The organism is Polymorphospora sp. A560, from assembly GCF_045781765.1.
GTDB lineage: Bacteria > Actinomycetota > Actinomycetes > Mycobacteriales > Micromonosporaceae > Polymorphospora > Polymorphospora lycopeni.
Map to the genome: position 1 here is coordinate 5,796,565 of NZ_CP122282.1, position 25,811 is coordinate 5,822,375.

The window sequence follows — 25,811 nt, forward strand, 5'->3', positions numbered from 1 at the left end:
CGGACTCGCCACCGATCGACACGGAGAGGTTTCTTGGGCGAACACCTGCAGGCACGTGACCTGGAGGAAATGGTCAGCCGATCCAACGGTCAGGACTGGTCGGTCTCCTGGCACCCGGGCGCCAGCGCCCCGGCCGGCCGGTCGCACGGCACCGCCGGAATCTGCGTCACCGCGGATGCCCAACTCGTGCTCATCAGCCACGACGGCACGCATTGGGGCTTTCCCGCCGGTCGACCCGAGGGCGACGAAACTCCACTGGAGACGCTGCGGCGGGAAGTACTCGAGGAGGCCTGCGCCGTGGTCGGAGACGCGCGCCTGCTCGGCTACTCCCGCAGCCGGTGCCTTCGCGGGCACGAGCGAGGGCTGGTGCTGGTCCGGTCGTACTGGTGGGCGGAGGTCGAACTTCTCGCGTGGCGGCCGCGGTTCGAGATCACGCACCGCCGGATCATTCCAGTGACGGAGGCGACGGACGTGGTTCGCGACCCCGACGAGGCGGCCACCCGGATCGCGCTGCGGGCGCTGGACGAAGCCGGCCTCGGGTAGTGCCGCCCTCTTTCGTTCGCGGTCGGTGCCGGGATCGGACGGATCCGAGCAATCGATCATCGGGAGCGTGGTGAGGGCGGTTCGGCCCCACATGGGGTGTCGGCCGGAACTCCCTGTCTTCCACCACGGTCCAGCAGGTCGTACGGTCGGCTCGTGGATGTCTTCCTACTTTGGCATGTTCGACATGCCCCCTTTACCGACGGTAGACCGACTCGGCACCGGGATGAGGACGGACAGTTGGAGTGGGACGAGCAGGATGGCGATGACCTGAAGATGCTCGGCGTCTATTCCACGGAGCAGAAGGCTCAGGAACGCATCGTCCTCGCACGATCACTTCCTGGTTTCCGCGAGGAGCCCAACTGCTTCCTCGTCGACCGGCACACGATCGACGAAGCCCGGTGGGACGATGGCTTCGTCACCGCTCTCCGCAATGAGCGAGATTCAACCGGCATACGGCGATGACTGGTTACAGACGATTCGAACAAACGTGGGGCGGCCCCGATCCAGCTCACATAGATTTGAGCCCGCCCTCTGCCCGCCAGATCTGAATCTGGTAACGCTCCCTGTTCGAGCCAGATGCCGGTACGGCCGTCAGAGTTGATTCATGTGGCTGCGAGGGGTAAGGGTTTCGGTCTCGCCACGATACCCGGCCCTGGTACCAGCCGGGTCCGGCGCCCAGGGCTCCGAGTTCGATCGCGGGCATAGTGGGCTGGTCGATGAAGACCTCGCCACTGGGGCATTCGAGAAGGAAGGTCTGACCGCCATCCCAGTCGGCTCGAACCGGACCATTCTCCGCTGGATCAGAATCCCATACCTGGAACTCCACCTCGACCACGACTTCCGCTTGGGCGCAATACACCAACAACTGCGAGGTGTCGGTCGCGACAATGGACTCTCGAGCATGCCGGAAGAGGGCGTGTGCGGCACTGAGTTCGGGCTCCTGCAGCCAGTCTCGGAGACTGAAGTGCTGGTACAACGGCAGAATCTCATGCCGCACCTGTTGGATTCTTACCGCACTCATGCCCCAACCTCACCACGGATGCCCCAAAGGCTGGCTGCCCGAGGCGGCGACCAGGCACTTCGAGTCGCCGTCGATTTCGGCGAGCCAAAGTTCGTAGGCCTGGGGAGTCATGTCCACGACGACACCCTACTGGTAATGAACTTCGCCGTTGGGTGCCCGTCGCGATCCCGTCGGCTGGTTCCTCATCTGAACGGCCTGTTTCAGCTCACCAGGGGCAATTTAGTTTGCCGAGTCATCACCTGTCCGCTAGCGTCTAGGACGCACCTCCGATACGAAGACCGGAGATACCTCTCTGGCACGAAATGTGCCTCGGTCGCTCAGTTCTCGGAGGGGCACGTACGGGGCGCGCTGGCGGCCAGCCTGTGCGCAGGGTGGGGTTACTTCCATTTCAAGGAGGAACTGCGAGTTCGAGTCTCGCCGACTGACCTGGTCAGGCGTAGTTCAAGTGGTAGAACGCCTAGCCTCGGCCCTTCGTTAAGGGGTGTCCAAGGACTGGGCCAGAAACGAAGAAGTGCCTTCTGGTCAGGGAAAATAGGACTTGCTGAGGGTCCGAGTTTCCTGTCACGGAAGGCACTTGCTGGGTGAAGGCTACCGCAACACGTCCGAAGATCACGGTGACCGGGGACGGGCGGGGCGTGGTCGGTCACGCCGGTACCCGGCTACTCGCCGATCTCGCCGACGCAACTGGTCTGACCAGCGCATTCAGCCAGGCATTGGCAGGGCTGCGGCAGCGGCAGGGCGGGCACGACCCGGGCCGGATCGCTGTCGATCTCGCCCTGATGCTCGCCGACGGCGGGCAGGCCATCGCTGACCTGGCAGTACTACGCAACCAGCAGGCCCTGTTCGGGCCGGTCGCGTCCGACCCGACCGCGTGGCGTCTGTTATCGCAACTCGACGCCACGATGGTGGCCGAACTACGGGCCGCCCGGGCACACGCACGTGAGATCGCTTGGGCCCAGCACGCCGAGACCCGCGGTGACCTGCCGCAAACCGTGGCCGCCGGCCAGCAGGTCAACGGCCTGGTCCTGGACATCGACGCCACCATCGTGATCTGCCATTCCGAGAAGGAATCAGCGACCCGTACCTGGAAGAAGACCTTCGGGTTCCACCCGTTGCTGTGCTTCCTGGACAACACCGGCGAAGCTCTTGCCGGACTGCTGCGCGAAGGCCGGGCCGGATCCAACACCGCCACCGACCACATCACCGTGCTCGACCAGGCCCTCGCCCAGATCCCCGACGCTGTCCGGCACGGCACCCCGATCCTGCTGCGTAGTGACTCCGCCGGTTCCAGCCACGGCTTCCTCGCCCACATCCGCAGCCTGCGCGAGCGGCATCTGGACATCCGATTCAGTATCGGCGCCGCGATCACCGAACCAGTACGTGAGGCGATCCGGGCCGCCACCGGCTGGGTCCCCGCCATCGACACCGACGGCGACCTGCGCGACCACGCCGAAGTCTGTGAGATCACCGGATCGTTCGACGCCACCGGCTGGCCCGAGGGCACCCGGTTCCTGGTCCGTTGGGAACGCCCGCACCCCGGCGCCCAACTGAGCCTGTTCGACACCATCGAAGGCTGGCGGCACCAGGTCGTGGCCACCGACACCCCGGCCGGCAACGGCAGCATCCAGCATCTGGAGGCCCGACACCGCGCACACGCCCGCGTCGAGGACCGCATCCGCTGCGGCAAGACCACCGGCTTCGGCCGGTTCCCCTCCCGCGTCTTCGCGATCAACCAGGCCTGGCTCCAACTCGCGCTGACCGGCATCGACCTGCTCGCCTGGACCCAAACCCTGCTCCTGGACGGTGACCTGGCCACCACCGAACCCAAGAAACTGCGCTACCGACTCCTGCACGTCGCCGCCCGCATCACCCGCACCGCCCGCAGGACCCGCCTGGCCATCGCCGCGAACTGGCCCTGGACCGACGCCCTGACCAGCGCATTCAGCAGGCTCGCCGCACTGCCCCGCCCCACCGGCTGACCCCGCACCTCACACACCGACCAGCGATCACGGAGGAACCCGGCCCCGCGCCGGGCCCTCGGCATACCACCAAAACGTCACCGCACACGCGAACCCGGTTCATCGGACGACGGCTATGAACCAGCGCTCAAGCGAAAGACCGAGGCTAACGTACCTCGTCCGCTTGGTTCTCGGCTGGCCCCCAGTGCCAGGGCCCCGGCAAAGTCGTTAGATGATGCCGAGTAGTGCCAGGGGGCGGGTGCTGTCGCGGGCGTGGTGTCGGTTGGCGGCGGCGATGTTGGTGACGCCGGCGGTGCGGAGCGCGCTGATGGCGGTGTTGCGTAGGACGGCCATGACTTGGGGTCCGGTGCCGGTACGGATTTGGGAGCGGTCTTCGTCGTAGGTGACGTCGCGGACCCAGTGGACGGCGTTTTCGATGGACCAGTGGCCGCGGATCCAGGTGGCGAGTTGTTCGGGTTTTGCCTGGTGGACGTGTAGGTCGGTGATGGCGTAGACGGTCTCGGTGGTGAAGCGTCTCGGTTGGTCGAGGCGGCGTCTGCGGCGGCGGATCTGCAGGGCCTGGGCAGCGTTCGGGAACGCGATGCCGGTGGAGACCGAGAGGATCTTCAGGGTGCGGATTTCTCGACGGCCGTGCCCGCGATCGTCATGGCGGGTGGCGTCCGGGACCTGCCGCCAGGGCAGGTCGGCGAGCTGTTTGTGCAGGTGAGGTTGGTTGCCTTTGACTGTCAGGATCCAGTGGGCGCCGCGTTTGGCGAGGTAGGTTACGTGATCGCGCTGGCAGTGCAGAGCGTCGACGGTGATCACCGTGTTGGTCAGGTCGCCGATCTGGTCGAGCAGGGGCTCGAACCGGGTGATCTCGTTCGTTTTGCCGTCGACGTCGGTGCTGGCCAGCACGACGCCGGTGTTCTGATCGCAGGCGGCCAGGACGTGCTGGGCCGTGCTGTCGGCGGTGCGTGATCCTCGCAGGGTTTTGCCGTCGACGGCGATCGCCTGCCGGTTCACTGGGGTGCTGGCCGGGGCTCTGCCGGCGAGCCAGGTGCCGATGGCGGTGGTGAGCAGGTCTGGGTCCAGGGCCTGCAACAGTCGGCGGATCATGGCCTCGGACGGTCGTCGGTCCGGGGCGATACCGACGGCCAGGACGGTCGTGTCCGGAACGTCGGCGATCCACTCGGCGATGGCGGTGTAGGAGCGGTAGCCGGCCACCACGGCGCATACCGCCGCGGCCACCACGACCGTCAGCGGGTGCCGTACGCCTCGCCGGGCACGCGGATCGGGCACATCGGCGAGTGCTGCGGGCAGCCCGCCCGCGGTTTCGGGCACGGTCAGAGCCGGTGCGCGGGACAGGGACGAGATCAGCGATGATGGCAGCGCGGGCATGACTCACTTCGGATAGATCATCGTGGCGTAGGAACCTTGATGATCTTCTGAACCGTCATGCCCGTCTTGCTGCCACCAACTGCGGCGCTTCTACTCCAAGCGATCCAAGTCGGGCACCATCACGACTTTGCCGGGGCCCTGCCCCCAGTGCGCCCCGCACAACGCCTCTCCTCTGCGAAGAGAAGGGGCGCTCTTCATCCGTGAGGACGGCGACCTCTCGCTTGTAAGTTCTGGGTGCGCTGCGTCCGGCCGGCACTGTCCTCGTCCGCAGCCTCTGGGAACGGTCCACCGATGGCTTTCCGAGGCTGTCCTCGTCTTGACGGGTTGCTGTCGGCAGCAACCCGCATACATGAGTGATGTGACGAACCAATCCGGCCACTCCGGCGATGCGCGGGACGTGTTCTCACGGTTCTGTACCGTGATACTTGATCATAAAAAGGGCTCGGGCATACGAGTTCACTGGCCGCCAGGCCATCACGCCTGGCACCGGAGGACTACGAGCGGACCGGAGGGGATTTGAACCCCGGTGGGGCATGGCACGCCAGCGGCCCCACACGCCTTCGAGCCGCCGCGCGTGCACGGCATCCGGCATCTCAGCGCTGCAATAACCCGACTCTGCCACCGGTCCACCGACAGTCTGCCCTGACACTGTCAGAGGCGGCCACGGTCACTCCTGTCGCGACTGGGGCTCGGACGATCGCCGCCCCCTGCCGGGGTTCTGCACCCTCGGCGGAGTCCAGGGCGCAACCTCCTACATCACCTGCTCGGTCGTGCAGCCGGCCACGGTGTACGTCCTCTGCAGCAATGAGAACATCTTCGGCGGGTACCTTCCCGGTCCAGGGATCTGGTCCCTGACGGCCACTCCATGTTGGGCCACGCATCACTCCCTGGTCTGACCGGATCTTCGGACGGAACGGGCGGCCACCCAGTCGGGTGGCCGCCCACGCGCACGCGGTATGGATTCCGGACCTGCTCGGCACTGTGCGCCGGTCCACGACGTGTTCGGTTCGCGCCTGCATCTGCGTCCGGACGGCCAGTCGTCGTGCCCCGCAGGCAGCCACCTCGATCCACCATCATCAGGTGACGGCCCTGCACCCGTCACTGGCTGCGATCGGGGCGCCGTACGAATGGGGCCAGCCGCTCCCCCTCCTTGAGGTCCTCCCGCCAGTAGCGGTAGACGAGCCCTGTCACGATCCCGACCGAGGCCGCCGCGACGACACAGGGAAGAACTCCGTGAGTGCCCTCGGCGTCGACGTCGAACGCCACGACCACCGGTGGTTCCTCACCGACGTAGCGGCGTACGGTCTCACGCTCGTCGGGGGTGGGCTCCCGGAACCGGGGGCCAGAGAAGCGGGTCGGGCAGGCCAGGTAGTCGACGTCCGTGAAGACCAATTCCAGACCGTGGTGGTACGTCAGGTCGTACCCGGCGGCGAGCCGCAACTCCGACCCGTTCCACCCGAGCACCTCCCAGTCCCACCACGAGCCTTCCGGCAACCGCACGACCGTCACGGCCACGATGGTCCCACGGCCCGGAGGTCACCCCCGGCCAGCGACCTGCACCGGGTGGCTGACCTGGACCTGCCTCGGCCACTCGCCTGCCGACTCAGGCAAACCGAGTTCACCGACGGCCAGGACGAGTTGGATTGGGAACTCCGTGTCCCACTGGCCCAGGCCGACGCGGACGTTCGACCGCGGCGGGGTCAGGTGTCGGCGTCCGCAACGAAATCGACCAGGACATCGGCGAGCGGCGGCAGCGTGCCGCGACCTGGACCGACGAGACCAGCAACCCCGCCGTTTTCTGGCGCAGACGTACGCTCGCTCTTCAGCTGAGCGCAACCTGCGTGGAGGTCGACCATGAAGCTGCCGCCCGGCGCCACCGGCTTCAATCCGCCACCCGGGCAGCGGGCGGACCTCAGGATCTTCACCGCTGTCTGCCACCACGCCGCCCGCACCATCGACGCAGCCGTCACCGGCATCACTGCGGCCGGCGTCGCGCCGAACCATCACACGATCACCATCACCCACGGCCAGCACCACATCGCGGTGATGCGGCACCTCACCCTGCCGTTCATCGCCTTCGCCCATCCCCGAGCGAGCGGCGACGCCACCACCACCACCTTCGTCGACCATCCCGGCCTCGCCGCCGCCATCACCGACCTGACCGGCGCCCAGGTCCTCACCGGTGAGCAGCTGCGGACTCCACTGTCACAGGTCGACCTGGACGGGCTCGACGCCGGCGAGCACGACCAGTTCAGCTACTGGAAGCCGACCACCGTCGGCGAAGTATTGTTCAACTTCTGGGACTGACCTATTACATCGGACCGCTCCGGCCAGGCTGATGTACACCAGTGCCGCCGGCACCCGCACTGCGCCGATAGTAAGGACTGGCTGCCCGAACCAATCGGTCACTGCGATCTCACGCGTACGGCTTCGGCCCGCGAGTGCGTAGCCAGGCGTGCACCCTGGTGGCGATCGAGGAACTCGGCAAGGTCGTCCGACGGCGTGACTTCCGCCAGGACAGGGTCTTCAGGCCGCGAGGAGAACGCCGCCAGCAGCGCCGCCCGAAGCTCATCGTCGAGTACCGGCAGGACGTACGGCGCCGAGGTGTTCCGGTCGAACTCCTCGGGACAGGTACCTCGCAGAAACATCAGGTCGAAGACGCGACGAGCGGGACCGTCCGGCTCCGTGACCTCGAAGGTCGTCAGGATCGTGCCGAGGCGAACGCCGGGCGCCGTTTCCGCGAGGTCGTCCAGGATGGGGGTCTCATGGCCGTTCCACCAGCGTCGCACCTCGTCATCCGGAACGTCATCGACGATCGCGACCAGCCACAGATCCTGGACCCATCCATCCACCCGCTCAGTGTGACGAACCGCCGGTTGCCGCAGTCCGCTGCTGCACGGACAGCAAAAGGGCCACCTTCTTTGATGAAGGTGGCCCTGATCTGCGTGGGGGAACTGACGCCAACCGACTACCGTCAACCCATGCTCGATCCCGCAACGGTCTTCGACGGTTCCGGCCCGCTGGAGGACCCGCTCACCGACGATGTTCTGCGGACGGTGGAAGCACAGCTTGGACGCCATCTACCCACCGCGTACGTCGACCTTGCCCGTCGACACAACGGCGGCTCGTTCGCCCGTGACGCCCACCCTGCACCCAGCCGAACCTCCTGGGCCGAGGACCATGTTGGCGTGTACACACTGGCGGCAATCGGCCGAACCGCTCGGTTCAGTCTTTGCGGCGAGGTCGGCAGCGCGTTCTGGGTAGCGGAATGGGACTACCCCGACATCGGCATCTACATCGCCGACTGCCCGTCGGCGGGTCATGACATGATCGCCCTCGACTACCGCTCGCCCGGTGAGCCGGCCGTCGTACACGTCGACCAGCAGTGGAACTACCAGATCACGATCCTCGCCCCCGACTTCGAGACTTTCGTGACGGGCCTGGTCGACGAATCCGAGTACGACGTTGACAACTGATCGCCGGGTCCACGACGGTGCAGGGGCGTCGGTCAGCCGTTGAGCGGAACCTAGACGGTGGCATAACCTGCAGCGACATGCCCGACCGCTGGTCACGCCCCACCTTCGACTCACGTCACTCGCCGCATCTTGCCGACGTTTCACTCTGTCTTGTGCACCGCGCGTGCCCGGACGACTCCTTTCCCCCAGGCAACCAGCACCGCTGCGCGAACTGCTGTTCCGTGGCCCTTGACGTGGGAACGCGGGTCCACCGTCGTCCTTGTCTATTCACTGGCGTCCGTACCCGTTGTCACGGGACCTCCGCACGCGAGGCGTGCGACCGGCGCCCTGGATAGACCCTCGCCGGACCCGGATGCACGGGCATGCACCGGATGGGACTTACCCCTTCGACCTGAAGGAATGATCATGAGCCACCGACTGGCGCCTACCTAGGCTGCGGGCCAAACATTCCGCTCTTGTCCATGAATGTCCGGCACCGTTCGCACCTGTCGTCACCCAACTCGTCGCTCAGCCTTATCGTGACGGTCAGCTTGGGAATGGTGCCTTGCGTCGACCTGGCGAGCGGCTTGGTCTATGCGCTGGGCAGCCGCGCCGCTGGTCGAGCAAGATCGATCGCTGAGGTTTGAACTGTGCCACGTGCCGGTGTTAACCGCTGCATCGGGCACGGCAACCATTACGACGTACGCCGTCAGCCGATGGCCCGATCTCCCAGCCAGGTTCCGACGGTCAGGCACGTAGCCAACTCGGGCGGTATCGTTTCCTGTCTCAGGACCCACTCATCGCCGAACGACGCCACGACCAGGTCGCAGTGGTCGAACCTCAGCAGGACCCCGCCCAAGGCCGGACGCGTCGCGTAGCCCCGGACGAGAGCAGCGTCTAGCAGCCGATGACCCGGCAGCAGCGCCAGCAGGTCTGGCTTCTGCGCCGGCCCAACGCGCGTCTCACCGTACTCTCCCATGTCGTACGCCGCGTACGGCGCGCTGAACTCGAGAAGCAGCAGCTCGCCGCACCCATGCGCCATGAGCGGCGGCACTTCCTGAAAGTGCAGCCAGAAATGCAACAAGCTCTCCGCATCACCACCACGCCGGCCGTCGTGCCAGTGCCGAGCCTCCGTGACCGCGACTAGGTCACGACCGATGACCCGGTGCATCAACTCGACGGCTCCAACGGGCTCACCCATGCCTGCGTTCCGCAGCTTCGCTTCGATATAGTCCGCGAATCTGCGGCTTGAGCTGGGCAAACACGGGTAGGCCCGGTGGCGAGGCGTGTCACTAGGCCGCGGCATTCAGGCTGGTCAGGCGGTTGCGGGTATCGCCTCGATGACGCGGGGCGGTTCGGCGACCTTCAGCTTGGCGAACAGGGCCTTCTGGGGCTGGGACAGCTCGGTGCGCTGGCAGAACGTGCCGGCGGGGCCGGTGAACACGCCGATGTGCAGCCGCTCGACGTCGGTGCGGATCTTGGCCCAGGTGTGGCCGGTGGTGGTCTCGGCGACGCGGATGAGCAGCAGCGCCAGCCAGCAGAGCAGGATGTGGGCGCGGATGCGGTCTTCGCGGCGGTGGTAGACGGGCCGCAGGTCCAGGGTGGTCTTCATGTCGCGCCAGCCGCGTTCGATCTCGAGGAGCTGCTTGTAGCCCAGCGCGATGTCCTCGGCCGACAGCTTCGGGTCGGAGCAGCGCAGCAGGTACTTGCCGTCCAGGCGCTGCTCGGCCTTGATGGCGGCGGCGTCGACTCGTAGCAGGCCCTTGGGTGTGACGCGCAGGTAGCGGTTGAGGCCAGGCTTGGTGGAGATCACCCCGCGTAGCTCGGCGCGTTTTGTGGCGTTGAGCTTGTCCGAGCCGTCGATCTTGTCGGTGAGCTGGGCGATCAGCCGTTCACGCACGGCGGCGTCGCGCTCGGCGGCTTCGGGGTTGAAGCAGATCACGAACCGGTCGTCGGCACCGATGTTGACCTCTTTGACCTGCAGGTTGTCGGCGACGGTGGCGTAGCGGCCCTGCCGGGCCAGGGCGGCGTCGGCTTCGGCGGTGCCGGCGCGCAGCTTCTCGCCGAGGATGTAGCCGCCTGCGCCCTGCTGCAGGAACCTTCTGTTCTCGGCGGAGGCGAAGCCGCGGTCGGCGACCCACACGATCCGGGCGAGACTCCACTCACGCATCTCGGTCTTGACCTGGCGGATCAGCGCCGAGTCGCCCGTGTTGCCCGGCCAGCACCACACCCGCACCGGGATGCCGGTGCGGGTCACGGCCATGCCGACCACGACCTGGGGCAGGTCGTCGCGGTGGTCTGTCCCGCACCGGGTTTGATGGAGACATCGAAACCTGGGAGGAATACCTGCGATGCCCGCACCGAAGAAGTACAACGATGAGTTGCGTGAGCGTGCGACTCGGTTGGCCGTCGAGGCCCGCCGGGATCCGGTCAGCGCGGTCGGAGCGATCCGGCGGATCGCCGGTCAGCTCGGGGTTCATCCCGAGGCGTTGCGCACGTGGGTGAAGCGGGCCGAGACCGACGCCGGGCAGCGGCCGGGCACCACCGGCAGCGACGCCGAACGCCTCGCCGCCCTCGAACGGGAGGTGCGTGAGCTGCGGCGGGCGAACCAGATCCTGAGGTCCGCGGCGAGTTTCTTCGCGGCGGAGCTGGACCGTCCGTCGCGATGAAGGTCGACTTTGTCGACTCCCAGAAGGCCGAACACGGTGTCCAGCCGGTCCTGCGGGCGCTCGAAGACACGCCGGCACAGATCGCACCGTCGACCTACTACGCCGCCAGGACCCGCCCCGCCAGCGCTCGCTCACGGCGCGATGAGGAGCTGGCCGCGATGATCGAACAGGTCCACGCAGCCAACTACGGCGTCTACGGCGCCCGCAAGATCTGGCACGAGCTGCACCGCCAAGGGGTGCCGGTGGCCCGGTGCACCGTCGAACGGCTCATGCGTGAGTCCGGGCTGCGTGGGCTGCTGCGCGACAAGGCGCCCCGCACCACCCGGCCGGCAGCCGAGACCAGCCGCCCTGCTGACCTGGTCAGACGGGACTTCACCGCGGCGGGGCCGAACCAGCTGTGGGTCGCGGATCTGACCTACGTACGAACCAGCGTGGGCTGGGTGTACGCCGCGTTCGTCCTCGACGTGTACTCCCGCATGATCGTCGGCTGGCAGGTGTCCACCTCGCTCTACACGGATCTGGCCCTCGACGCGCTGAAGATGGCGATCTGGCGCCGCGGGAACCAACACGCTGACCTGCGTAAACTGGTCCACCACTCGGACAGGGAGTCCAATATCGAGCGATCCGCTACACCCAGCGGCTTGCCGAGGCCGGCGCCGTCGCCTCGGTCGGCTCCAAGGGCGACTCGTTCGACAATGCCATGGCCGAGGCGTTCAACTCCCTGTACAAGGCCGAACTCGTCCGCAACACCGGCCCCTGGCGCGGCCTCGACGACCTGGAGATGGCCACCGTCGAATACATCGACTGGTACAACAACCGCCGCTTGCACGGCGAACTCGGACACATCCCACCCGCCGAACACGAGGCACTACACGCGATGACCCACCCGCTCACCGCACCCCTGAAAACCAGCTAACCAACTCTCCATCAAACCCGGGGCTTGACAGGCCTTGCTCTTGCCGTGGGTCCGGAACCCGGCCTGCTTGACCGCGGCCGGGTCGCCTTCGTCGACCACGCGGCCCTTGTCGTCGCGCCATGCCAGGTCGTCGGCCTCGTCCAGTTCGAAGTACGTGCTGGTCGTGTCGAAGAACAGCAGGTCGACTTCGAGGTTGAGCAGGTCGGCGATGCTGTCGTAGATCGCCCGGGTCAGCGCGGGCTCAACGCCGATCAGGTCGTCCATCGCCCGGTAGCAGGCGTCGTCGGTGACGTTCGGCAGGCCGGGCAGGTGCACGTCGTGGCAGACCCACTCCGATGCCGCCAGCTTGCTCGACGGCTTGAGCGCCCGGTTGGCGACCAGCGCGAACAGCACCCGTTCGACGTCGACCTCACGACGGGCGGTATTGACCATGCCTCGCGCGATCTTGTCGATACCCAGCTGCCGCCACAGGCCGTCGAGCAGCCACGCCCCGCCCAACGGCCGCGACTCCAGAAACGACAGCCCCGTCGGCGCGGCTGCGGCGAGGGCGTCGGCCGGGTCCAGCAGGCGTGACAGCGCGTCGACCAGGCGACGCACCCCGGCGACGTCCAGCTGGTCCTCTCGGCCGAAGGAGTACAGCACCCGCGTCTTGGACGCCTTCGCGATCGGGTCCCACTCGTTGTGGGCCAGCTGCAGGTAGCGGATCGTCTGCCCGTCGCGGGTCTTGCGCGTCGACGCCTTCACGTACACGGCCCAGACCGTACACCGACTATGACCACCGCAATAGATCAGCAGCTAGTAGAAGTTATCCACAGGTAGGCGTGTCACTAGGCGTTTTCGCCGTTTCCGTCAGGCCGCGACGCCTTGAGCTGCAGCTTCAGGTCCGCGCGCCGACTATATCGACGCGAAGCTGCGGAACGCAGGCCATGCCCAGCACGCTACTGGGCAAGCTCGACCTGCAGACCAGGCACGGAGACCTGTTCGTCCCGAAAGAGTGATCAGCCGCCGACGAGTTGGGCAAGTAGCCGGGGTGAGCTGCCGGAGCAGTCAACCATCGTCCGTGGGCGTCCGGCGGCGGCCGCCCCGCTCGTCACCCAGTTAGTCACCCAGCAACGCGGCGGCCCTGCGCCCGAACAGAAATATGACCGCCGCCGACAGGAGGAAGGCAGAGGCGACAACAAGCACAAGGAGACCCATGGGGTTGCTGTCCGACACCGAGCCGCCGACGGCTACGGCCGCAAAGCCCAGAGCCGTAAGCAGGTATTGAACGGCCAGCAATCTTGGGTGACGCATCCGGCGTCCGGGCCAGAGAACTACCACTGGGTTGCGGCGGCTCCGGAGAAACAAGACAGCGGCCATACTGCCGTTCAACAGGACGACCAAGCCGAGCACAATGAGTTCCATGGCTCGAAGCGGGGGCATGAGCATGACGTTACAACGCACATCCACCCTGCTCTAGCCGGCGCCAGCAAGGCCCGCGCTCACCTGCCATCCCGTCTGCCGCCGACCCGCCCGTCTGGGGAGCGGGCCGCCGCCGGGTCGCCACGTCAAGCGGACCTTGACGCGCGTACGGACGCTGGCGGGCCGGGCGGTGGTCTGCTCGGCTTGCCCGGGTCGTCGGCTGGCGGGATGGCCCTGCGCACCCACCCACGGACCGCAACGCGCGGACGGAGCCCCGGCCATCCTGGAGTCGTTGCGCGCCCGCCGGAGGCGCAGTGACCGCGCCCCGTCCTGCCGCGAGGACCCGGCGTGCCCTTCCCTGCGCCGCGCTGCTCGGGCGCGGCACGACCGGCTGCCGGCCCCCATGAACCTCAACCGCTCTCGGCGCTATCGTCTGCGACGGCTCGGACTTTCCGCTCTCCGCGCCAGCCGCCGGGCGTGTTGCCTGGCGGTGTGGAGCGACAGCGGAGCGTCGGACGCGCGCCCAGGCGGCAGGAATCCGACCTCGCATTCACCACCCGACATGGCACACCGATCGAGCCACGCAACTTCCAGCGTTTCTGGCAGTCGCGGTGCATCAAGGCCGGGCTACGGCCGATCACCGTCCACAAGGCGCGAGGTACCTGCGCGACGCTACTGGCAGACCTCGAAGTGCCCCTCCACAGGCTGCGACTCACAGGCAACTCATGATCTTGCCTGGAGATCAACAAAAGGCCGGTCAGGATCAGTCCCGACCGGCCTTTCACCTGCCTATATAGAGTGTGGGCGATACTGGGATCGAACCAGTGACCTCTTCGGTGTGAACGAAGCGCTCTCCCGCTGAGCTAATCGCCCTCAGCGCGCATGACTGTACCCGATGCCGCCGCCCCGGCGCACATCCGGGGCGGCGGGTCGTCAGTTGGTCGCGAGGTACTTCAGGACGGTGGCCACCAGGTCGATGCCGAGGCCGAGCTTGACCGACAGCCAGACCACGACGCTGACGAAGAGGAAGCAAGCGAGCGCGATCGCCCCTCTCACCAACAGCGACTGTCGAGTCACCCAGCGCGTCCAGGCGGTGACGTGCCTGCGGGTGAAGGCGAGCAGGCGGCGGGCCCAGTGGAACTCGACGGCCCAGATCGCGAGGCCGCCGATGACGATGAGCCAGCCGGGGCCGGGCAGCGGTACGAGGATCAGTCCGATGATGACCACGATGGCGCCGGTGACGCCGACGCCGATGCGCAGTGCGGCGCGCCCGGTGGGATTGGACCGGATCAGGTCGAGGGTGGTGCGCAGCCGTCCGCGCCGGGCGGGCGGGTCGTCGTCGACGGCGACGGTGGTGGGTTCCGGCGCGACACCGGGTGACGGGGGCGCGCCGCCGGGCTGGCGGTCACCGCCTTCCTGACGCGGCACCGCATACCTCCACTCGTCGTCGTGTCCCGCACGTTTCCCCGCACCGGTCGGGCCGGCACCTTGTACGGGTGACCGGTCGGTGATCTGCCCTGGGGTCGTGTGCTCGATCGAGGATTGTTCCGCAGTCATTTCGCTCCCCAGTGCACCACGGCCCGTCACTCAACAGGACAACTGGACGTTACCGGAGTGAGTCGACGTCTGAACCACCCGACGCCGGGCGGGACCGAGTGCTTAGGCAGAACCGGACATCGTACAAGGATTTTCGCATTCTTGTGATATTTCGGAACCGCCTTCCCACTACTGGGTGAGATCAGCGTATGGCGGAGCGTAACCAGGAGTATCACCTGAGTATGGGAAACGCGAGGCACGCGCGCCTCGCAGCGGTGCCGGGGGGAGTTCGTCCATGAGTGTCATCCGACCGACGACCGTCGAGGTCGAAACGTCGTTGCGGCTCGTCGCGCCTGATGCCACCGCATTGCCGGTGCGTGCCAGTCTGCGCTACGACCCAGCGGACCCGTACGCGGTCCACGTCCTGTTCCACGCCGAGTCCGCCGGCGGCGAGGCGGTGAGCTGGTCTTTTGCCCGAGAGTTGCTCGTCACCGGCCTCGACGAGCCGGCCGGGATCGGCGACGTGCGGGTCTGGCCCTGGGCCACCCCGCGGGGCGACTTCGCCGCGCTCGCCCTGTCTTCACCTGATGGGAACGCACTGTTTGAAGTGCCCCGAAGTGTCCTGGTCCGGTTCCTGCGCCGGACGTACGTCGTCGTACCGCGTGGCCGGGAAACCGAGCACCTGGACGTCGACACGGCGGTCAACCGGTTGCTCGCCGGCCGCTGACCGCACCACCCGGTCCCCGGAAGACCGGACAAACGGAGCGCCGCGCGGATCTGCCGAATCCGTGCGGCGCCTTTCTGCCAGCCAACTGCCAGAAATCCAGCTAACTGCCAGAAATCCAGCAATCGGTCAGAAGAAAATGGTTTGCCCCGTCGGACCACGGGTAATCCGGGCCAGCGACACGGCGGTCCGTCCGCCGGTCGCGACTGGAAACGGGGGTTCGGCGGTGCGCCGTACCCCCGTCTTCCGTTTCCCGGGGTGCGAACCCGCCCTGGTACGGCTACCGTCGGCGAGATGGTCCGTTTCGGTCAGTCCGACGGCGGCACGCGCTCGACCGCCCCGCTCCCCGGCCCGGCCGGGATCACCACAACTACCCTGCGTGAGCTTCGCTCCGACGGGGCGTACCCGCCGCCGGTGCTGCTCGACCGGCACATGCTGACCCTGGTCACGGTCGGCCACGGCAGCTACGACGTCGACTTCGAGAGCCACCCCTGCCGGCCGGGCACGCTGCTACTGGCCCGGCCCGGCCAGGTGATCCGCCTCGGCGACCAGCCCGGACTCGACGCGGTCGTCGTCTACTGGCGGGACGGCACGGTCCACGTCGACGACCCCTACGGGCCGAGCCGGTGGCAGCTCGCCGGCGAGGACGAGGACGCGGTGATCAACGAGGTGAGCCAGCTCGTGGTCGACTGCCAGCGGAACCGCTCCGGTGAGCGGGCCGCCGCGCTGTTGCGCCACCAGCTCACCGTGCTGCTGCTGCGGATCGCGCTGCTCCCGACCGGCGGCGACACCGGCCCGGCCGGCACCGTGATCCCGGCGGGCACCGCCACGCCGGACGGGACCGTGGCGCCGGAGACCGCGGGCGCGGGGACGTTCGAGCGGCTGCGGGCGGAGGTCGAGCGGTCGTACGCGCAGACCCGTCGGGTGGAGGATTACGCCCGGCGGCTGGACTGCTCGGTGCGTACCCTGACCCGGGCCTGCCTGGCGGCGACCGGCCGCAGCGCGAAACAGGTGGTGGACGACCGGGTGGCCCTGGAGGCCCGGCGGCTGCTCGCGGCCACCGATCTGCCGATCGCCGACATCGGCCGGCGGCTCGGTTTTCCCGAGCCGACGAACTTCGGGCGGTTCTTCCAGCGGGAGGTCGGTCGCAGCCCGGGTGCGTTCCGCGGCGGGCTGCGCCGGCCGGCGGCGGTACGGGTGCCGGGGCAGCGTCGACCGCTGTCGGCCGCGACCCGCTGGGATCCCGTGCCGTGACGGGGTGCGGGTAACCGGCATGATGGTCGCGTGCAGATCTCCGCGCGTGGCGACTACGCGGTCAGGGCGGCGCTCGCCCTGGCGGCTGCCCACCCTTCGCTGATGTCCGCCCAGGCAATCGCCCAGGACCAGGACATGCCTCGCAAGTTTCTCGAAGCGGTGCTCGCCGACCTGCGCCGCAGCGGGATCGTGCGTGCCCAGCGGGGCGCCGAGGGCGGCTACACCCTGGCGCACCCTCCGCGTGACATCACCGTCGGCGCGATCCTGCGCGCCGTCGACGGCCCGCTGGCGGGCGTACGCGGGCTGCGGCCCGAGGAGACCCGCTACGAGGGGCCGGCCGAGAACCTGCCCCGGCTGTGGGTCGCGGTGCGGGCGGCGATCCGCGAGGTGGTCGACGAGGTCAGCCTCGCCGAGCTGGTCAGCGGCAAGATGCCGGCCCACGTACGCAAGCTCACCACCCGGCCGGACGCCTGGGAGCCCCGCTGACCGACGGCCGCGTCGGTCACAGCAGGTTGACGCCCGGCTCTTCGGCGAGGCTGGCGTATCGCCCGGCGTGGTAGACCAGCGGGTCGCCGTCGAGGTCGTGCCGACCGACGATCGGCTGGGCGACCACGATCGTGTGGTCGCCGGCCGGTATGCGCTGCACCGGGCGGCAGAGCAGCCAGGCCAGCGCGCCGTCGATGATCGGCACGTCGTGCGGCCCGCGGTGCCAGCCGGTGTGGGTGGCGAAGCGGTCGATGCCGCTGGTGGCGAAGATCCGGGCGACCTCCTCCTGTCCCTCGGCGAGCAGGTGCACGGCCAGGTGGCCGGCCCGGTCGACGGTGGGCCAGCTCGACGAGTCGCGGCCGAGGCAGAACGACACCAGGGGCGGGTCGAGGGAGACCGAGGTGAACGAGGTGGCGGTGAATCCGGCGGGTGGGTCGCCGGCGGCCGTCACGACGGTGACGGACGCGGCCTGGCGGCGCAGGACGGAACGGAACAGATCGGCGTCGACGCGAGCGAGGTCGGCAGCGGTCACGGGATCTCCTCTTGTCCAAGGCGGATCATCTCGGCCCGCTGCGGCATGCCACTCATGCTGCCGCCGGCCGACGGGCACCGTCAACGGCCATCCAAATGGTGGGATTCAACTCCATGAGGCGACCATAATCAAGCCCTGACAGGCGACTCATGACCCAATCTCCTACATGCTAGATAGGTTTTGGAATTGATCGATGCCACACTGTCCAGCATGGCGCACGAAGCGGCGTTTGACCGTTCGACCGAAAGGGAAACTTCGATCCAGCCCCGGTTGAGCAGTCGAATCCGAAGGGAGCACAGCCATGGGCCTGATGTTCCGCAAGCGCAAGAAGTACGGACCGATCATTCTCAACTTCACCGAGAACGGCTTCTCGTCGTGGAGCGTCAAGATCGGCCGATGGTCCTGGAACTCCCGGGCCAGGGCACACCGCGTGGACCTGCCCGGCCCGCTGTCCTGGAAGCAGGACAAGGCCCGCAGTAGATGATCGAAGCCCGGTGAACGGGGTGCCGGCGTCCGCCGGCACCCCGTTTCCGTTTCCGCGTACGCGCCGGCCACCGCCACCGACAATCCGGGCATGGCCACTCGACCACTGCTCACCCACCCCGCGCTCACCTGCGCCCTGATCGTGGCGATCTTCTACCTGGTGCCGGTCGAGCCCGGCGTCGGCGGCGCCCGGCTGGTCGTACGCGGCGCCGCGTCGGCGGTCGTCCTGCTGCTGGTGGCCTGGCTCGTCGGAGCGCAGATCCGCCGGCAGATCGCCGACCCGCGACCCGCCGGTGGCGCCGCCGGACTCGCCGTCGCGCTCGTCGGCGGCCTGGTGATCTTCGCGCTCGCCGACTACATCATCGCCATCTCCGGCCCCGACCAGTTCGCCAGCCTGCGGACCAAGACCGACGCGCTCTACTTCGCGCTGGCCACCCTCGCCACCGTCGGATACGGCGACGTGCACCCCACCGGCCAACTCGCCCGGGCGGTGGTGATGGTGCAGATGGCGTTCAACCTGGTCGTGCTCGCCACCGGCGCGTCGATCTTCATCGACCTGATCACCGACCGGATCAGGCAGAAGTCGAAATGACCACATCACCGGCCAGCCGGCCGTCACGCGGCTCGCGGCCGACCGCCCCGGCCGTCAGCAGGTCGGCGAGCACCCGGTCGGTGTCACCGGACCGGTAGATCGTGGCGGTGGCGGTGAACCGGCGCAGGTCGGTGACGCTCGCCCGCCGTACCCGGTCGAGGTGGGCGACCAGCGCGCGGCGCAGTGGCGCCAGGTCCGGGCCGGGCGTGACGTCGACCGGCGCCGCGTCGGGGTCGTCCGGGTCGCGGTAGCGCACCCCGCCGGCCCCGTCGACCGCCCACAACGCCTCCTTGAACGCGTCGAGCGCCCGGCCGAGCCGGGTGGCGTAGACGACGAGCCACCGCCCGTCCCCGTCCGGCGGGACCAACTCGACGGCGGTGACCAGCGGGAAGCCGGCCGCGTCCAGCGCCGCCCGGTGGTCGTACCCGGCGCTGGCCGCCGGGCCGAGGACCATGAGCAGCTCCCCCGGCCGGCCGCCGGCCACCGCGGCGAGCGTCGCCGGCCCGGGCGCCGGCCCGGTCGGGGCGTCCAGGTACGTCAGCACGGGCGCGCCGGCGGCCGCCGCGGCCTTCAGCGCGACCGGCACCCGGTCGGGACCACCAGGTACGCCGTGCACCGCCATCCCGGGCGACGGCGCGTCGAGCCGGGCGACGACGTCGACCGCGTGATCGGCGACCACGACGACGGTGAGCTGCCGGCCACGCAGCAGGTGGGCGGCTTCCCCGCAGGCGCGCAGCGCCGCCTCGGGGGTGCCGTCGGGGTCATCGCCGTACGCCTGCACGAGGGTCGCCCGGCGGGACCGGTGCAGCGCGTCGGGCAGCCAGTGGCCGAGTTGACGGATGAGCAGGTGACCGGTGACGGCGCGAAGCGGCATGCGTCGGTTCTACCCGCCCGGCAGCGGACCCGACCGACGCGGGGTCCGCTGCCGGGCGACGGGCGGTAACGGCGGCGGGCGGCGTCCGGGTCAGGCCGGTACGGAGATGCCGACGCCGCCGCGGGTCTGGCCGCCGTACCGCCGCTTCTCGCGCCCGAGGTCGAGCGGGCGGATCCGCCGGCGGGCGTCGAGGGCCTCCTGGTCGAGCAGGTCCTTCGGGATCAGCCAGACGATCTCGAACTCCAGCCCGTCGGGGTCCTTGCCGTACAGGCTCTTGGTGGTCCCGTGGTCGGAGCTGCCGACCAGGGCGTCCGCCCCGACCAGCCGGACCATGGTGGCCTCGAGCTCGTCGAGGGTGTCGACCTCCCAGGCCAGGTGGTAGAGGCCGACCGTGCCGCGGCCGGCCGGCGACGCGGCGGCGCCCGGCCCGACCTCGAACAGGCCCAGGTCGTGGTCGTTGGTGGAGCCCGGGGCCTGGAGGAAGGCGGCCCCGGCGAACCCGTCCGGGGTCATCGGGACCGGACGGAAGCCGAGCACGTCGCGGTAGAAGGCGACGCTGCGGGAAAGTTCACTGACGAAAAGGACGGCGTGGTTGAGACGGTGGATGCCCATGGACTCGACGGTAGCCGAGTTTAGTTGAGAGTTCAATCAGTTCGGGTATGATCGTGGTCATGACCCGCTGGCTGGACCCCGACGAGCAGCGCACCTGGCGCGCGTTCCTCACCGCCTCCCGCGCACTGATGGAAACCCTCGACCGCGAACTGCAGCGCGACGCCGGCATGCCGCACGCGTACTACGAGATCCTGGTCCGACTCTCCGAGGCGCCCGACCGGCGGCTACGGATGAGCGAACTCGCCGACGCCAGCGGCTCGTCCCGCAGCCGGCTTTCGCACGCCGTCGCCAGGCTGGAGGAGGCCGGCTGGGTACGCCGGGACAACTGCCCCACCGACCGGCGCGGACAGATCGCCGTCCTCACCGACCACGGCTTCGAGGTGCTGGCCGCCGCCGCCCACGGCCACGTCGAAGGCGTCCGCACCCACCTGTTCGACCCGCTCACCCCGGCCCAGGTCGACCAGTTGCGCCGGATCAGCGAGGCGCTCATCGACCACCTCCAACCGGATCGGACGGCTTAATGACCAAAGAACCCGCCTTCGCCCCCTTGTACTGAACGTTGCCGTACACGCACGATGGGGCGTGTCAATCGGGCTGGGGGAAATCACCACACGCGCACACGACCTCGTCGCCGCCGGCGACCTGGCCGGCGCCCGGGATCTGCTCGCCGGAGCACTCGTCGGCGCCGATCCCAGCCCCGCCAACGCCTCGGACGACCTGGCCGAGGCCGCCGGCCTGCACGCGCGGCTGCTGCTCACCCTCGGCGACCCGCGCGCCGCCCGGCCGTGGGCCGCGTTCGCGTACGCCGCCGTCGGCCGCCTGCACGGTGCGCACGACGAGCGCACCGTCGGCGCCGCCGCCACCCTGGCCGCCGTACTCCACCGGGTCGGCAGCCAGGCCCGCGCCGCCCACCTCTACCGCGATGTGATCGCCGAACTGACCTCGATCGACGGACCCGAGTCACTGCGGGTGCTGGCCGCCCACGCCGACCTGGCCACCGTCGAATACGCCCGGGGCGAGTGCGAGGTCGCCCGCAACCGCCTCGAGGACGCCTGGTCGCTGCACCGGGAGGTGTACGGCGACACCCACCCGAGCGGGATCAAGATGCTCGCCCGGCTCGGCGCGATGCAGCGCGACTGCGGACGGTTCACCGAGGCCAACGACAACCTCGCCCTGGCCCAGGAACTGTGCCGGGAGAGCCTGCCGCCCGACCATCCGCTCGCCGTGCAGGTGGCGGCCCTGGCCCGGGCCACCGCCACCCCCGACCACCTCTGCGCCACTCCCCCACCCCCACCCTCTCCCCCCGCCCCCGCACCCGCCCCGCCCTCGGGGCGCGATCAAGGACTTGTTGCGGGCGACACGCCGGGAGAGAGCCACGACTCCTCCTTGGTCGACGAGCCGATCCCGACCGGTGGGGATGCCGGGCCGCCGCCGTGGGAGGAACGCCCGGACCCCGGGCCGGATCGGCCGGACACCGGGCAGGACCGGCCGGAGGGGTCCGGTTTCCCGGACGAACCCGACGCCCCGGAACGCCCGGACCTCGCCGACCCGCCGGCCGACCGATGGTGGCCGCCCGAGCCGGGTGAGCCCGACGAGCGCCCGGAGCCGGCAACCGCCGGCACCGACCGGGACGACGCCCCGACCGGACCGGCGACCTACGACGACCGGGCCTGGTACCACGACCCGGCCGGCCCGGGGTCGGAGCAGCCCTGGCGCGACGATCCCACCGGTACGGACACCGGTTACGACGACCGGGCCTGGTCCGACGACCCGCTCGGCGCCGGCAACCGGCCCGGCGAGGAAGCCCACGCCAACGGCGTGCACCCCGATCCGCTGTCCGACCGCGGCTGGCCGGACCTCGACCGCCCCGACCCCGACCGGACGGACGCCGGCCACCTCGACCGTGACTGGACGGCCACCGATCCCCTCGACCGGCCTGACCCCGACCGCGCCGCCGCCGGCCGGCCGGCCACCGAACCCACCGACGGTGGCTGGCCGGACGCGAACCACACCGCCCCGGGCTGGCCGGACGCCCGCCACCCCGAGGACGCCTGGGCAGCCACCGACCGTCCCGAACCCGACCGCCCCGGCCCCGACCGCCCCGACTCCACCTGGTCGGACCCCGGCCCCACCAAACCCGACTGGCCCGACGCCGACCGGTACCAAGCCGACCGGGACGACGCTGCCCCGTACCAAGCCGATCGAGAGCAAGCCGACCGAGACCAGGCCGACCGGTACGACGCCGCGCCTGACCAGCCGTGGAACGCGGAGCAGCCCTGGGACGACCCGGCCGACCGCGGCACCGGGTATCCGGAGCGGGGGTACGCCGAGCCGATGTACCCGGAACCGGACGCGGCCCGGCGCCCGGACCTCACCAAACGGGCCTGGCCGGACCAGGAGCCGACCTGGCGTGAGCCCGGGCCGACCGGTCAGGAGGCCTGGCCGGAGCGGGAGCCGGCGCTGCCGCCGGACGTGCCCGACTTCGCGCCGACCGGCCCCGACAGCGGGCAGTTCGCGGCCGGCGGCGCGCCGGCCGGCGACGCCCACCCGGGGGTGCACGAGGTACGCCGTACCCCGACGACCGACCTGGCCGTGCGCCAGCGCGGCGACCTGCCGGTACGTCGCCGCAACGCGCTGCCGGTCCCGGTGCGGCGGCCGCCGGCACCCCCGCCGGACCGGCGTCTGGTGCCGGTGATCCTGGCCGGGCTGGTCGTCGTCGCCCTCGGCGCGGTCGCGGTGATCGCCGGGTTCGCGCTCGCCGACCGTCGTGAGCCGGCCCCGGACGCCGGTGGCCAGCCGGTCCCGCCGGCGACCGGTGCCCCCGGGTCGACGTCGCCGACGTCGCCGGCCGCGCCGCCGCCGGCCGAGCCCGGTACCCCGCCGGGCGGGGTGACGGTGACCGACAACCGCGACAGCGTGACGCTGACGTGGACGTACCCGTCGGGCGCGGAGGGGCCGGTCGTGGTGTCGGCGGGTCGCACCGGGCAGAAGCCGCGGGCGTTCCAGGATCTGGCGCCGGGCACGTCGAGCTACGTCGTGTACGGGCTGGACTCCAGCGTCGACTACTGCTTCGTGGTCGCGGTCGTCTACTCCACGGACCTGGTCGGGCGCTCCGAGCCGGTCTGCACCGAACGCGGCTGACGGTCAGCCGGGGGCTGCCGGCAGGCGTACCTCGACCCGCAGCCCGGGCCGGGCCGGGTCCGGCCGGGCGTCGGTGAGCCGCACGGTGCCGCCGTGCTGGCGGACGAGTTCGCGCACGATCGCGAGGCCGAGTCCGGCGCCGCCGGCGTCGCGGGCCCGCGCGTCGTCGAGCCGGGTGAACCGGTCGAAGACCCGGTCGCGGTCGGCGGCCGGGATGCCGGGTCCGTCGTCGGTGACCATGACCACCTGGTACGGCGGTTCGGGGTACGCCGACACGACCACCTCGCCGTGGGCGTGCCGTACGGCGTTGTCGACGAGGTTGGCGACGACCCGGCCGAGCTGGTCCGGGGCGCCGACCGTCCACAGCGGATCGTCCGGCGGTTCGACCCGGACCGGCGGCGACGGGTGGCGGCCGGCCGCCTCTCCGATCAGTTCGCCGAGTTCGACCGGCCCGACCCGGGCCGGTCGCGGGCCGGCGTCGTCGACGCGGGCCAGCAGCAGCAGGTCGTCGACCAGCCGGCTGAGCCGCTCGGTGTCGGCGAGCAGGTCGTCGGCGACCGCCGGCCAGTCGCTGCGCGGTCCGAGGCGCTGGGCGACCTCGAGCTGGGTGCGCATGTTCGCCAGCGGGCTGCGCAGTTCGTGGGCGGCGTCGGCGACGAAGGCGCGTTGCCGGCCGCGGGCCGCTTCGAGCCGGTCGAGCATCCCGTTGAGGGTCACCGCCAGCCGGTGGATCTCGTCGTGCGACTCCGGCACCGGCAGCTGGCCCGGGCGGGCGCCGCCGGTGATCTCCTCCGCGCCGGCCCGCAGCGCCTCGACCGGGCGCAGGGTCGCCCCGATGACCCGCCAGGCGACGACCGCGAGCAGCGCCAGCAGCAGCGGGAACCCGATCATCAGGCTGGTCTTGAGCAGGTCGACGCTGTGCGCGACGTCGGCCATCGACTTGCCGACCAGCACCGTCTGCGGGTGGTCGGCGGGCCCGGCCCGGATCGCGACGACGCGTACCGGACCGTGCAGGCCGAGCCGGTCGCCGGGGATGAACACCGGCCCGTCGTCGAGGGCCCGGTCGAGTTCGTCGCCGAACAGCATCGGGACCAGCCGGTCGGCGTCGATCGAGGCAGACCGGACGCGGCGCTGCGGATCGATGACCTGGACCTTGACGGTGGTGCCGACGACCGGCAGCGGGTCGGGCAGGGCGTCCTCGGTGACCAGCATGGCGACCGCCTCGGCGATGCGGCGGGCCTCGTTGTCGGCGCTGCGTTCCAGGGCGTAGGCCAGCGTGCCGACGAGTGCGATCCCGCCCAGGAGGAGCCCGGCGGTCAGCCCCGCGACAGCGACGACCATGAGGCGGCCGCGCAGGCCGGCCGGCAGCAGGCGGCGCCACCCGCCGCGCGGCGCGGCAGCGGTGGCGGGCGCCCGGCCCGGTGGCGGACCGCCGGTCCCGGCCCCGCCCGCCGGTCCGTCGGGGCCACCGGTCGCCGGCCCGGCGGGTGCCGTGCGGGGCGGGCTGGTGGTCATGTCGCCAGCCGGTAGCCCGCGCCCCGGACGGTCTCCAGCAGGTCCCGGCCGATCTTGCGGCGCAGGTAGCCGACGTAGACCTCGACCGCGTTCGGGGCGGTCTCCACCCCGGCGTCCCACACGTGGTCGAGCAGTTCGGTCTTGGAGACGACCTGCCCGGCCCGGCGCATCAGGTATTCCAGGAGCGCGTACTCGCGGGCGGTCAGCCCGACCTCGGAATCGCCGCGGGTCACCCGGCGGCGGGCCGGGTCGAGGCTGAGTTCACCGGCGGTGAGTACGGCCGGCCGTTGCGGGGCGCCCCGGCGCAGCAGCGCCCGCAGCCGGGCCAGCAGGACGACGTACGAGAAGGGTTTGGTCAGGTAGTCGTCGGCGCCGCAGTCGAGGCCGTCGGCCTGGTCGTACTCGCCGTCCTTGGCCGACAGCATGAGGACCGGCAGCCAGTGCTCCTCGGCCCGCAGTTGCCGGACCACCCGGTAGCCGGACAGGCCGGGCAGCATGACGTCGAGGATCATCGCGTCGTAGCCGCCGTGCCGGGCCAGGTCGAGACCGCTCGGCCCGTCGGCGGCGACGTCGACCACGAACCCCTCGGCCTGCAGGCCACGCTGCAGCGCGGTAGCGAGCCGCGCCTCGTCTTCCACCACCAGCAACCGCACGCCGTCAAGCGTGCCATCCCGGCTCCCGGTCAACCATGCCCCTTCTCA

General features: G+C 69.9%; 25 protein-coding genes, 1 tRNA gene and 3 pseudogenes. 14 read left to right on the top strand and 15 right to left on the bottom strand.

Features of this window, described 5'->3' with window-relative positions; all coding sequences use genetic code 11:
* The first annotated feature begins 33 nt into the window (after positions 1-33).
* Positions 34-543 carry an NUDIX hydrolase gene (locus QCD66_RS25905; RefSeq protein ID WP_375737138.1) on the top strand — a complete coding sequence of 170 codons (510 nt, stop codon included), beginning with the start codon at positions 34-36 and terminating at the stop codon, positions 541-543.
* Between the two features lie 237 nt (positions 544-780).
* Positions 781-1,005 carry a hypothetical protein gene (locus QCD66_RS25910; protein WP_375737139.1) on the top strand — a complete coding sequence of 75 codons (225 nt, stop codon included), beginning with the start codon at positions 781-783 and terminating at the stop codon, positions 1,003-1,005.
* A gap of 46 nt (positions 1,006-1,051) precedes the next feature.
* On the opposite strand, the gene QCD66_RS25915 is transcribed toward QCD66_RS25910, so the two are convergent.
* Positions 1,052-1,564, bottom strand: a complete 513-nt coding sequence (locus tag QCD66_RS25915; RefSeq protein WP_364213868.1) for a hypothetical protein — start codon at positions 1,562-1,564, stop codon at positions 1,052-1,054.
* A 581-nt stretch (positions 1,565-2,145) separates the two neighbouring features.
* Between QCD66_RS25915 and QCD66_RS25920 the strand changes: the two genes are divergently transcribed.
* Positions 2,146-3,543, top strand: coding sequence for an IS1380 family transposase (locus QCD66_RS25920; protein WP_375737140.1), 1,398 nt, complete (start codon positions 2,146-2,148; stop codon positions 3,541-3,543).
* A 207-nt stretch (positions 3,544-3,750) separates the two neighbouring features.
* On the opposite strand, the gene QCD66_RS25925 is transcribed toward QCD66_RS25920, so the two are convergent.
* The 3 genes and pseudogenes from QCD66_RS25925 to QCD66_RS25935 form a co-directional block, all read right to left on the bottom strand.
* The gene (locus QCD66_RS25925) at positions 3,751-4,863 is read right to left on the bottom strand and encodes an ISAs1 family transposase (RefSeq protein ID WP_407566817.1); all 1,113 of its coding nucleotides are present in this window, start codon (positions 4,861-4,863) and stop codon (positions 3,751-3,753) included.
* A 558-nt stretch (positions 4,864-5,421) separates the two neighbouring features.
* A pseudogene (locus tag QCD66_RS25930) lies at positions 5,422-5,548 on the bottom strand.
* A 470-nt stretch (positions 5,549-6,018) separates the two neighbouring features.
* A complete protein-coding gene (locus QCD66_RS25935; RefSeq protein WP_364213865.1) occupies positions 6,019-6,429 on the bottom strand; it encodes a hypothetical protein in 411 nt (136 codons plus the stop codon).
* Between the two features lie 345 nt (positions 6,430-6,774).
* Between QCD66_RS25935 and QCD66_RS25940 the strand changes: the two genes are divergently transcribed.
* Positions 6,775-7,227, top strand: a complete 453-nt coding sequence (locus QCD66_RS25940) for a hypothetical protein (protein ID WP_375737258.1) — start codon at positions 6,775-6,777, stop codon at positions 7,225-7,227.
* A gap of 98 nt (positions 7,228-7,325) precedes the next feature.
* Here the strand turns inward: QCD66_RS25940 and QCD66_RS25945 are convergent, their stop codons facing one another.
* A complete protein-coding gene (locus tag QCD66_RS25945) occupies positions 7,326-7,772 on the bottom strand; it encodes a hypothetical protein (protein ID WP_375737259.1) in 447 nt (148 codons plus the stop codon).
* A 72-nt stretch (positions 7,773-7,844) separates the two neighbouring features.
* Between QCD66_RS25945 and QCD66_RS25950 the strand changes: the two genes are divergently transcribed.
* Positions 7,845-8,396: an SMI1/KNR4 family protein gene (locus tag QCD66_RS25950; RefSeq protein WP_375737260.1), complete on the top strand. Its 552-nt coding sequence runs from the start codon at positions 7,845-7,847 to the stop codon at positions 8,394-8,396.
* Positions 8,397-9,084: 688 nt separating this feature from the next.
* On the opposite strand, the gene QCD66_RS25955 is transcribed toward QCD66_RS25950, so the two are convergent.
* Both QCD66_RS25955 and QCD66_RS25960 read right to left on the bottom strand, forming a co-directional pair.
* On the bottom strand, positions 9,085-9,576 hold the full coding sequence (locus tag QCD66_RS25955; protein ID WP_364213856.1) for a hypothetical protein: 492 nt from the start codon (positions 9,574-9,576) through the stop codon (positions 9,085-9,087).
* Positions 9,577-9,690: 114 nt separating this feature from the next.
* Positions 9,691-10,638 (bottom strand): transposase, encoded by a 948-nt coding sequence (locus QCD66_RS25960; protein ID WP_407566818.1) that lies wholly within the window; start codon positions 10,636-10,638, stop codon positions 9,691-9,693.
* 88 nt (positions 10,639-10,726) lie between these two features.
* Between QCD66_RS25960 and QCD66_RS25965 the strand changes: the two are divergent.
* A pseudogene (locus tag QCD66_RS25965) lies at positions 10,727-11,960 on the top strand (IS3 family transposase).
* Here the strand turns inward: QCD66_RS25965 and QCD66_RS25970 are convergent.
* The gene (locus tag QCD66_RS25970) at positions 11,913-12,710 is read right to left on the bottom strand and encodes a hypothetical protein (protein WP_407566819.1); all 798 of its coding nucleotides are present in this window, start codon (positions 12,708-12,710) and stop codon (positions 11,913-11,915) included. The pseudogene QCD66_RS25965 and the gene QCD66_RS25970 sit on opposite strands and share 48 nt — an antisense overlap.
* Positions 12,711-13,853: 1,143 nt before the next feature.
* Here QCD66_RS25970 and QCD66_RS25975 point away from each other — a divergent pair.
* Entirely contained in the window at positions 13,854-14,090 is a 237-nt protein-coding gene (locus QCD66_RS25975) for a tyrosine-type recombinase/integrase (RefSeq protein WP_407566820.1), read from the top strand.
* A gap of 72 nt (positions 14,091-14,162) precedes the next feature.
* On the opposite strand, the gene QCD66_RS25980 is transcribed toward QCD66_RS25975, so the two are convergent.
* Positions 14,163-14,234 (bottom strand) — tRNA-Val (locus QCD66_RS25980).
* Positions 14,235-14,294: 60 nt separating this feature from the next.
* On the bottom strand, positions 14,295-14,789 hold the full coding sequence (locus QCD66_RS25985; protein ID WP_364213851.1) for a TIGR02611 family protein: 495 nt from the start codon (positions 14,787-14,789) through the stop codon (positions 14,295-14,297).
* Between the two features lie 403 nt (positions 14,790-15,192).
* On the opposite strand from QCD66_RS25985, the gene QCD66_RS25990 reads away from it, so the two are divergent.
* From QCD66_RS25990 to QCD66_RS26000, 3 genes are all read left to right on the top strand, one after another.
* Entirely contained in the window at positions 15,193-15,624 is a 432-nt protein-coding gene (locus tag QCD66_RS25990; RefSeq protein ID WP_357543764.1) for an SsgA family sporulation/cell division regulator, read from the top strand.
* A gap of 291 nt (positions 15,625-15,915) precedes the next feature.
* A complete protein-coding gene (locus QCD66_RS25995) occupies positions 15,916-16,875 on the top strand; it encodes a helix-turn-helix transcriptional regulator (RefSeq protein ID WP_375736821.1) in 960 nt (319 codons plus the stop codon).
* A 30-nt stretch (positions 16,876-16,905) separates the two neighbouring features.
* Entirely contained in the window at positions 16,906-17,361 is a 456-nt protein-coding gene (locus tag QCD66_RS26000; protein ID WP_357543765.1) for an Rrf2 family transcriptional regulator, read from the top strand.
* 16 nt (positions 17,362-17,377) lie between these two features.
* On the opposite strand, the gene QCD66_RS26005 is transcribed toward QCD66_RS26000, so the two are convergent.
* Positions 17,378-17,893 carry a flavin reductase family protein gene (locus tag QCD66_RS26005; RefSeq protein WP_357543766.1) on the bottom strand — a complete coding sequence of 172 codons (516 nt, stop codon included), beginning with the start codon at positions 17,891-17,893 and terminating at the stop codon, positions 17,378-17,380.
* A gap of 301 nt (positions 17,894-18,194) precedes the next feature.
* On the opposite strand from QCD66_RS26005, the gene QCD66_RS26010 reads away from it, so the two are divergent.
* Together QCD66_RS26010 and QCD66_RS26015 are read left to right on the top strand one after the other, a co-directional pair.
* Positions 18,195-18,377, top strand: a complete 183-nt coding sequence (locus QCD66_RS26010; RefSeq protein ID WP_357543767.1) for a DUF4236 domain-containing protein — start codon at positions 18,195-18,197, stop codon at positions 18,375-18,377.
* A 90-nt stretch (positions 18,378-18,467) separates the two neighbouring features.
* On the top strand, positions 18,468-18,968 hold the full coding sequence (locus QCD66_RS26015) for a potassium channel family protein (protein WP_407566821.1): 501 nt from the start codon (positions 18,468-18,470) through the stop codon (positions 18,966-18,968).
* Here the strand turns inward: QCD66_RS26015 and QCD66_RS26020 are convergent.
* Positions 18,949-19,842, bottom strand: a complete 894-nt coding sequence (locus QCD66_RS26020; RefSeq protein WP_375736819.1) for a hypothetical protein — start codon at positions 19,840-19,842, stop codon at positions 18,949-18,951. The two genes, QCD66_RS26015 and QCD66_RS26020, sit on opposite strands and share 20 nt — an antisense overlap.
* 90 nt (positions 19,843-19,932) lie before the next feature.
* Positions 19,933-20,454, bottom strand: coding sequence for a VOC family protein (locus QCD66_RS26025; protein WP_364213838.1), 522 nt, complete (start codon positions 20,452-20,454; stop codon positions 19,933-19,935).
* A 47-nt stretch (positions 20,455-20,501) separates the two neighbouring features.
* On the opposite strand from QCD66_RS26025, the gene QCD66_RS26030 reads away from it, so the two are divergent.
* Positions 20,502-20,975 (top strand): MarR family transcriptional regulator, encoded by a 474-nt coding sequence (locus QCD66_RS26030; RefSeq protein ID WP_364213835.1) that lies wholly within the window; start codon positions 20,502-20,504, stop codon positions 20,973-20,975.
* 61 nt (positions 20,976-21,036) lie between these two features.
* A pseudogene (locus QCD66_RS26035) lies at positions 21,037-21,903 on the top strand (tetratricopeptide repeat protein); the annotation flags it as partial.
* A gap of 1,695 nt (positions 21,904-23,598) precedes the next feature.
* On the opposite strand, the gene QCD66_RS26040 reads toward QCD66_RS26035, so the two are convergent.
* A complete protein-coding gene (locus QCD66_RS26040) occupies positions 23,599-24,936 on the bottom strand; it encodes a HAMP domain-containing sensor histidine kinase (RefSeq protein ID WP_364214257.1) in 1,338 nt (445 codons plus the stop codon).
* A 170-nt stretch (positions 24,937-25,106) separates the two neighbouring features.
* On the bottom strand, positions 25,107-25,763 hold the full coding sequence (locus tag QCD66_RS26045) for a response regulator transcription factor (protein ID WP_364213832.1): 657 nt from the start codon (positions 25,761-25,763) through the stop codon (positions 25,107-25,109).
* Positions 25,764-25,811: the final 48 nt, after the last annotated feature.

Excerpts from the sequence above, each read along its gene's own strand:
- QCD66_RS25915 (WP_364213868.1), bottom strand. The coding sequence starts at position 1,564 with ATGAGTGCGGTAAGAATCCAACAGGTGCGGCATGAGATTCTGCCGTTG.
- QCD66_RS25940 (WP_375737258.1), top strand. The coding sequence starts at position 6,775 with ATGAAGCTGCCGCCCGGCGCCACCGGCTTCAATCCGCCACCCGGGCAG.
- QCD66_RS25950 (WP_375737260.1), top strand. The coding sequence starts at position 7,845 with ATGAAGGTGGCCCTGATCTGCGTGGGGGAACTGACGCCAACCGACTAC.
- QCD66_RS25955 (WP_364213856.1), bottom strand. The coding sequence starts at position 9,576 with ATGGGTGAGCCCGTTGGAGCCGTCGAGTTGATGCACCGGGTCATCGGT.
- QCD66_RS25960 (WP_407566818.1), bottom strand. The coding sequence starts at position 10,638 with ATGGCCGTGACCCGCACCGGCATCCCGGTGCGGGTGTGGTGCTGGCCG.
- QCD66_RS25990 (WP_357543764.1), top strand. The coding sequence starts at position 15,193 with ATGAGTGTCATCCGACCGACGACCGTCGAGGTCGAAACGTCGTTGCGG.
- QCD66_RS25995 (WP_375736821.1), top strand. The coding sequence starts at position 15,916 with ATGGTCCGTTTCGGTCAGTCCGACGGCGGCACGCGCTCGACCGCCCCG.
- QCD66_RS26010 (WP_357543767.1), top strand. The coding sequence starts at position 18,195 with ATGGGCCTGATGTTCCGCAAGCGCAAGAAGTACGGACCGATCATTCTC.
- QCD66_RS26015 (WP_407566821.1), top strand. The coding sequence starts at position 18,468 with ATGGCCACTCGACCACTGCTCACCCACCCCGCGCTCACCTGCGCCCTG.
- QCD66_RS26020 (WP_375736819.1), bottom strand. The coding sequence starts at position 19,842 with ATGCCGCTTCGCGCCGTCACCGGTCACCTGCTCATCCGTCAACTCGGC.
- QCD66_RS26025 (WP_364213838.1), bottom strand. The coding sequence starts at position 20,454 with ATGGGCATCCACCGTCTCAACCACGCCGTCCTTTTCGTCAGTGAACTT.
- QCD66_RS26030 (WP_364213835.1), top strand. The coding sequence starts at position 20,502 with ATGATCGTGGTCATGACCCGCTGGCTGGACCCCGACGAGCAGCGCACC.
- QCD66_RS26040 (WP_364214257.1), bottom strand. The coding sequence starts at position 24,936 with ATGGTCGTCGCTGTCGCGGGGCTGACCGCCGGGCTCCTCCTGGGCGGG.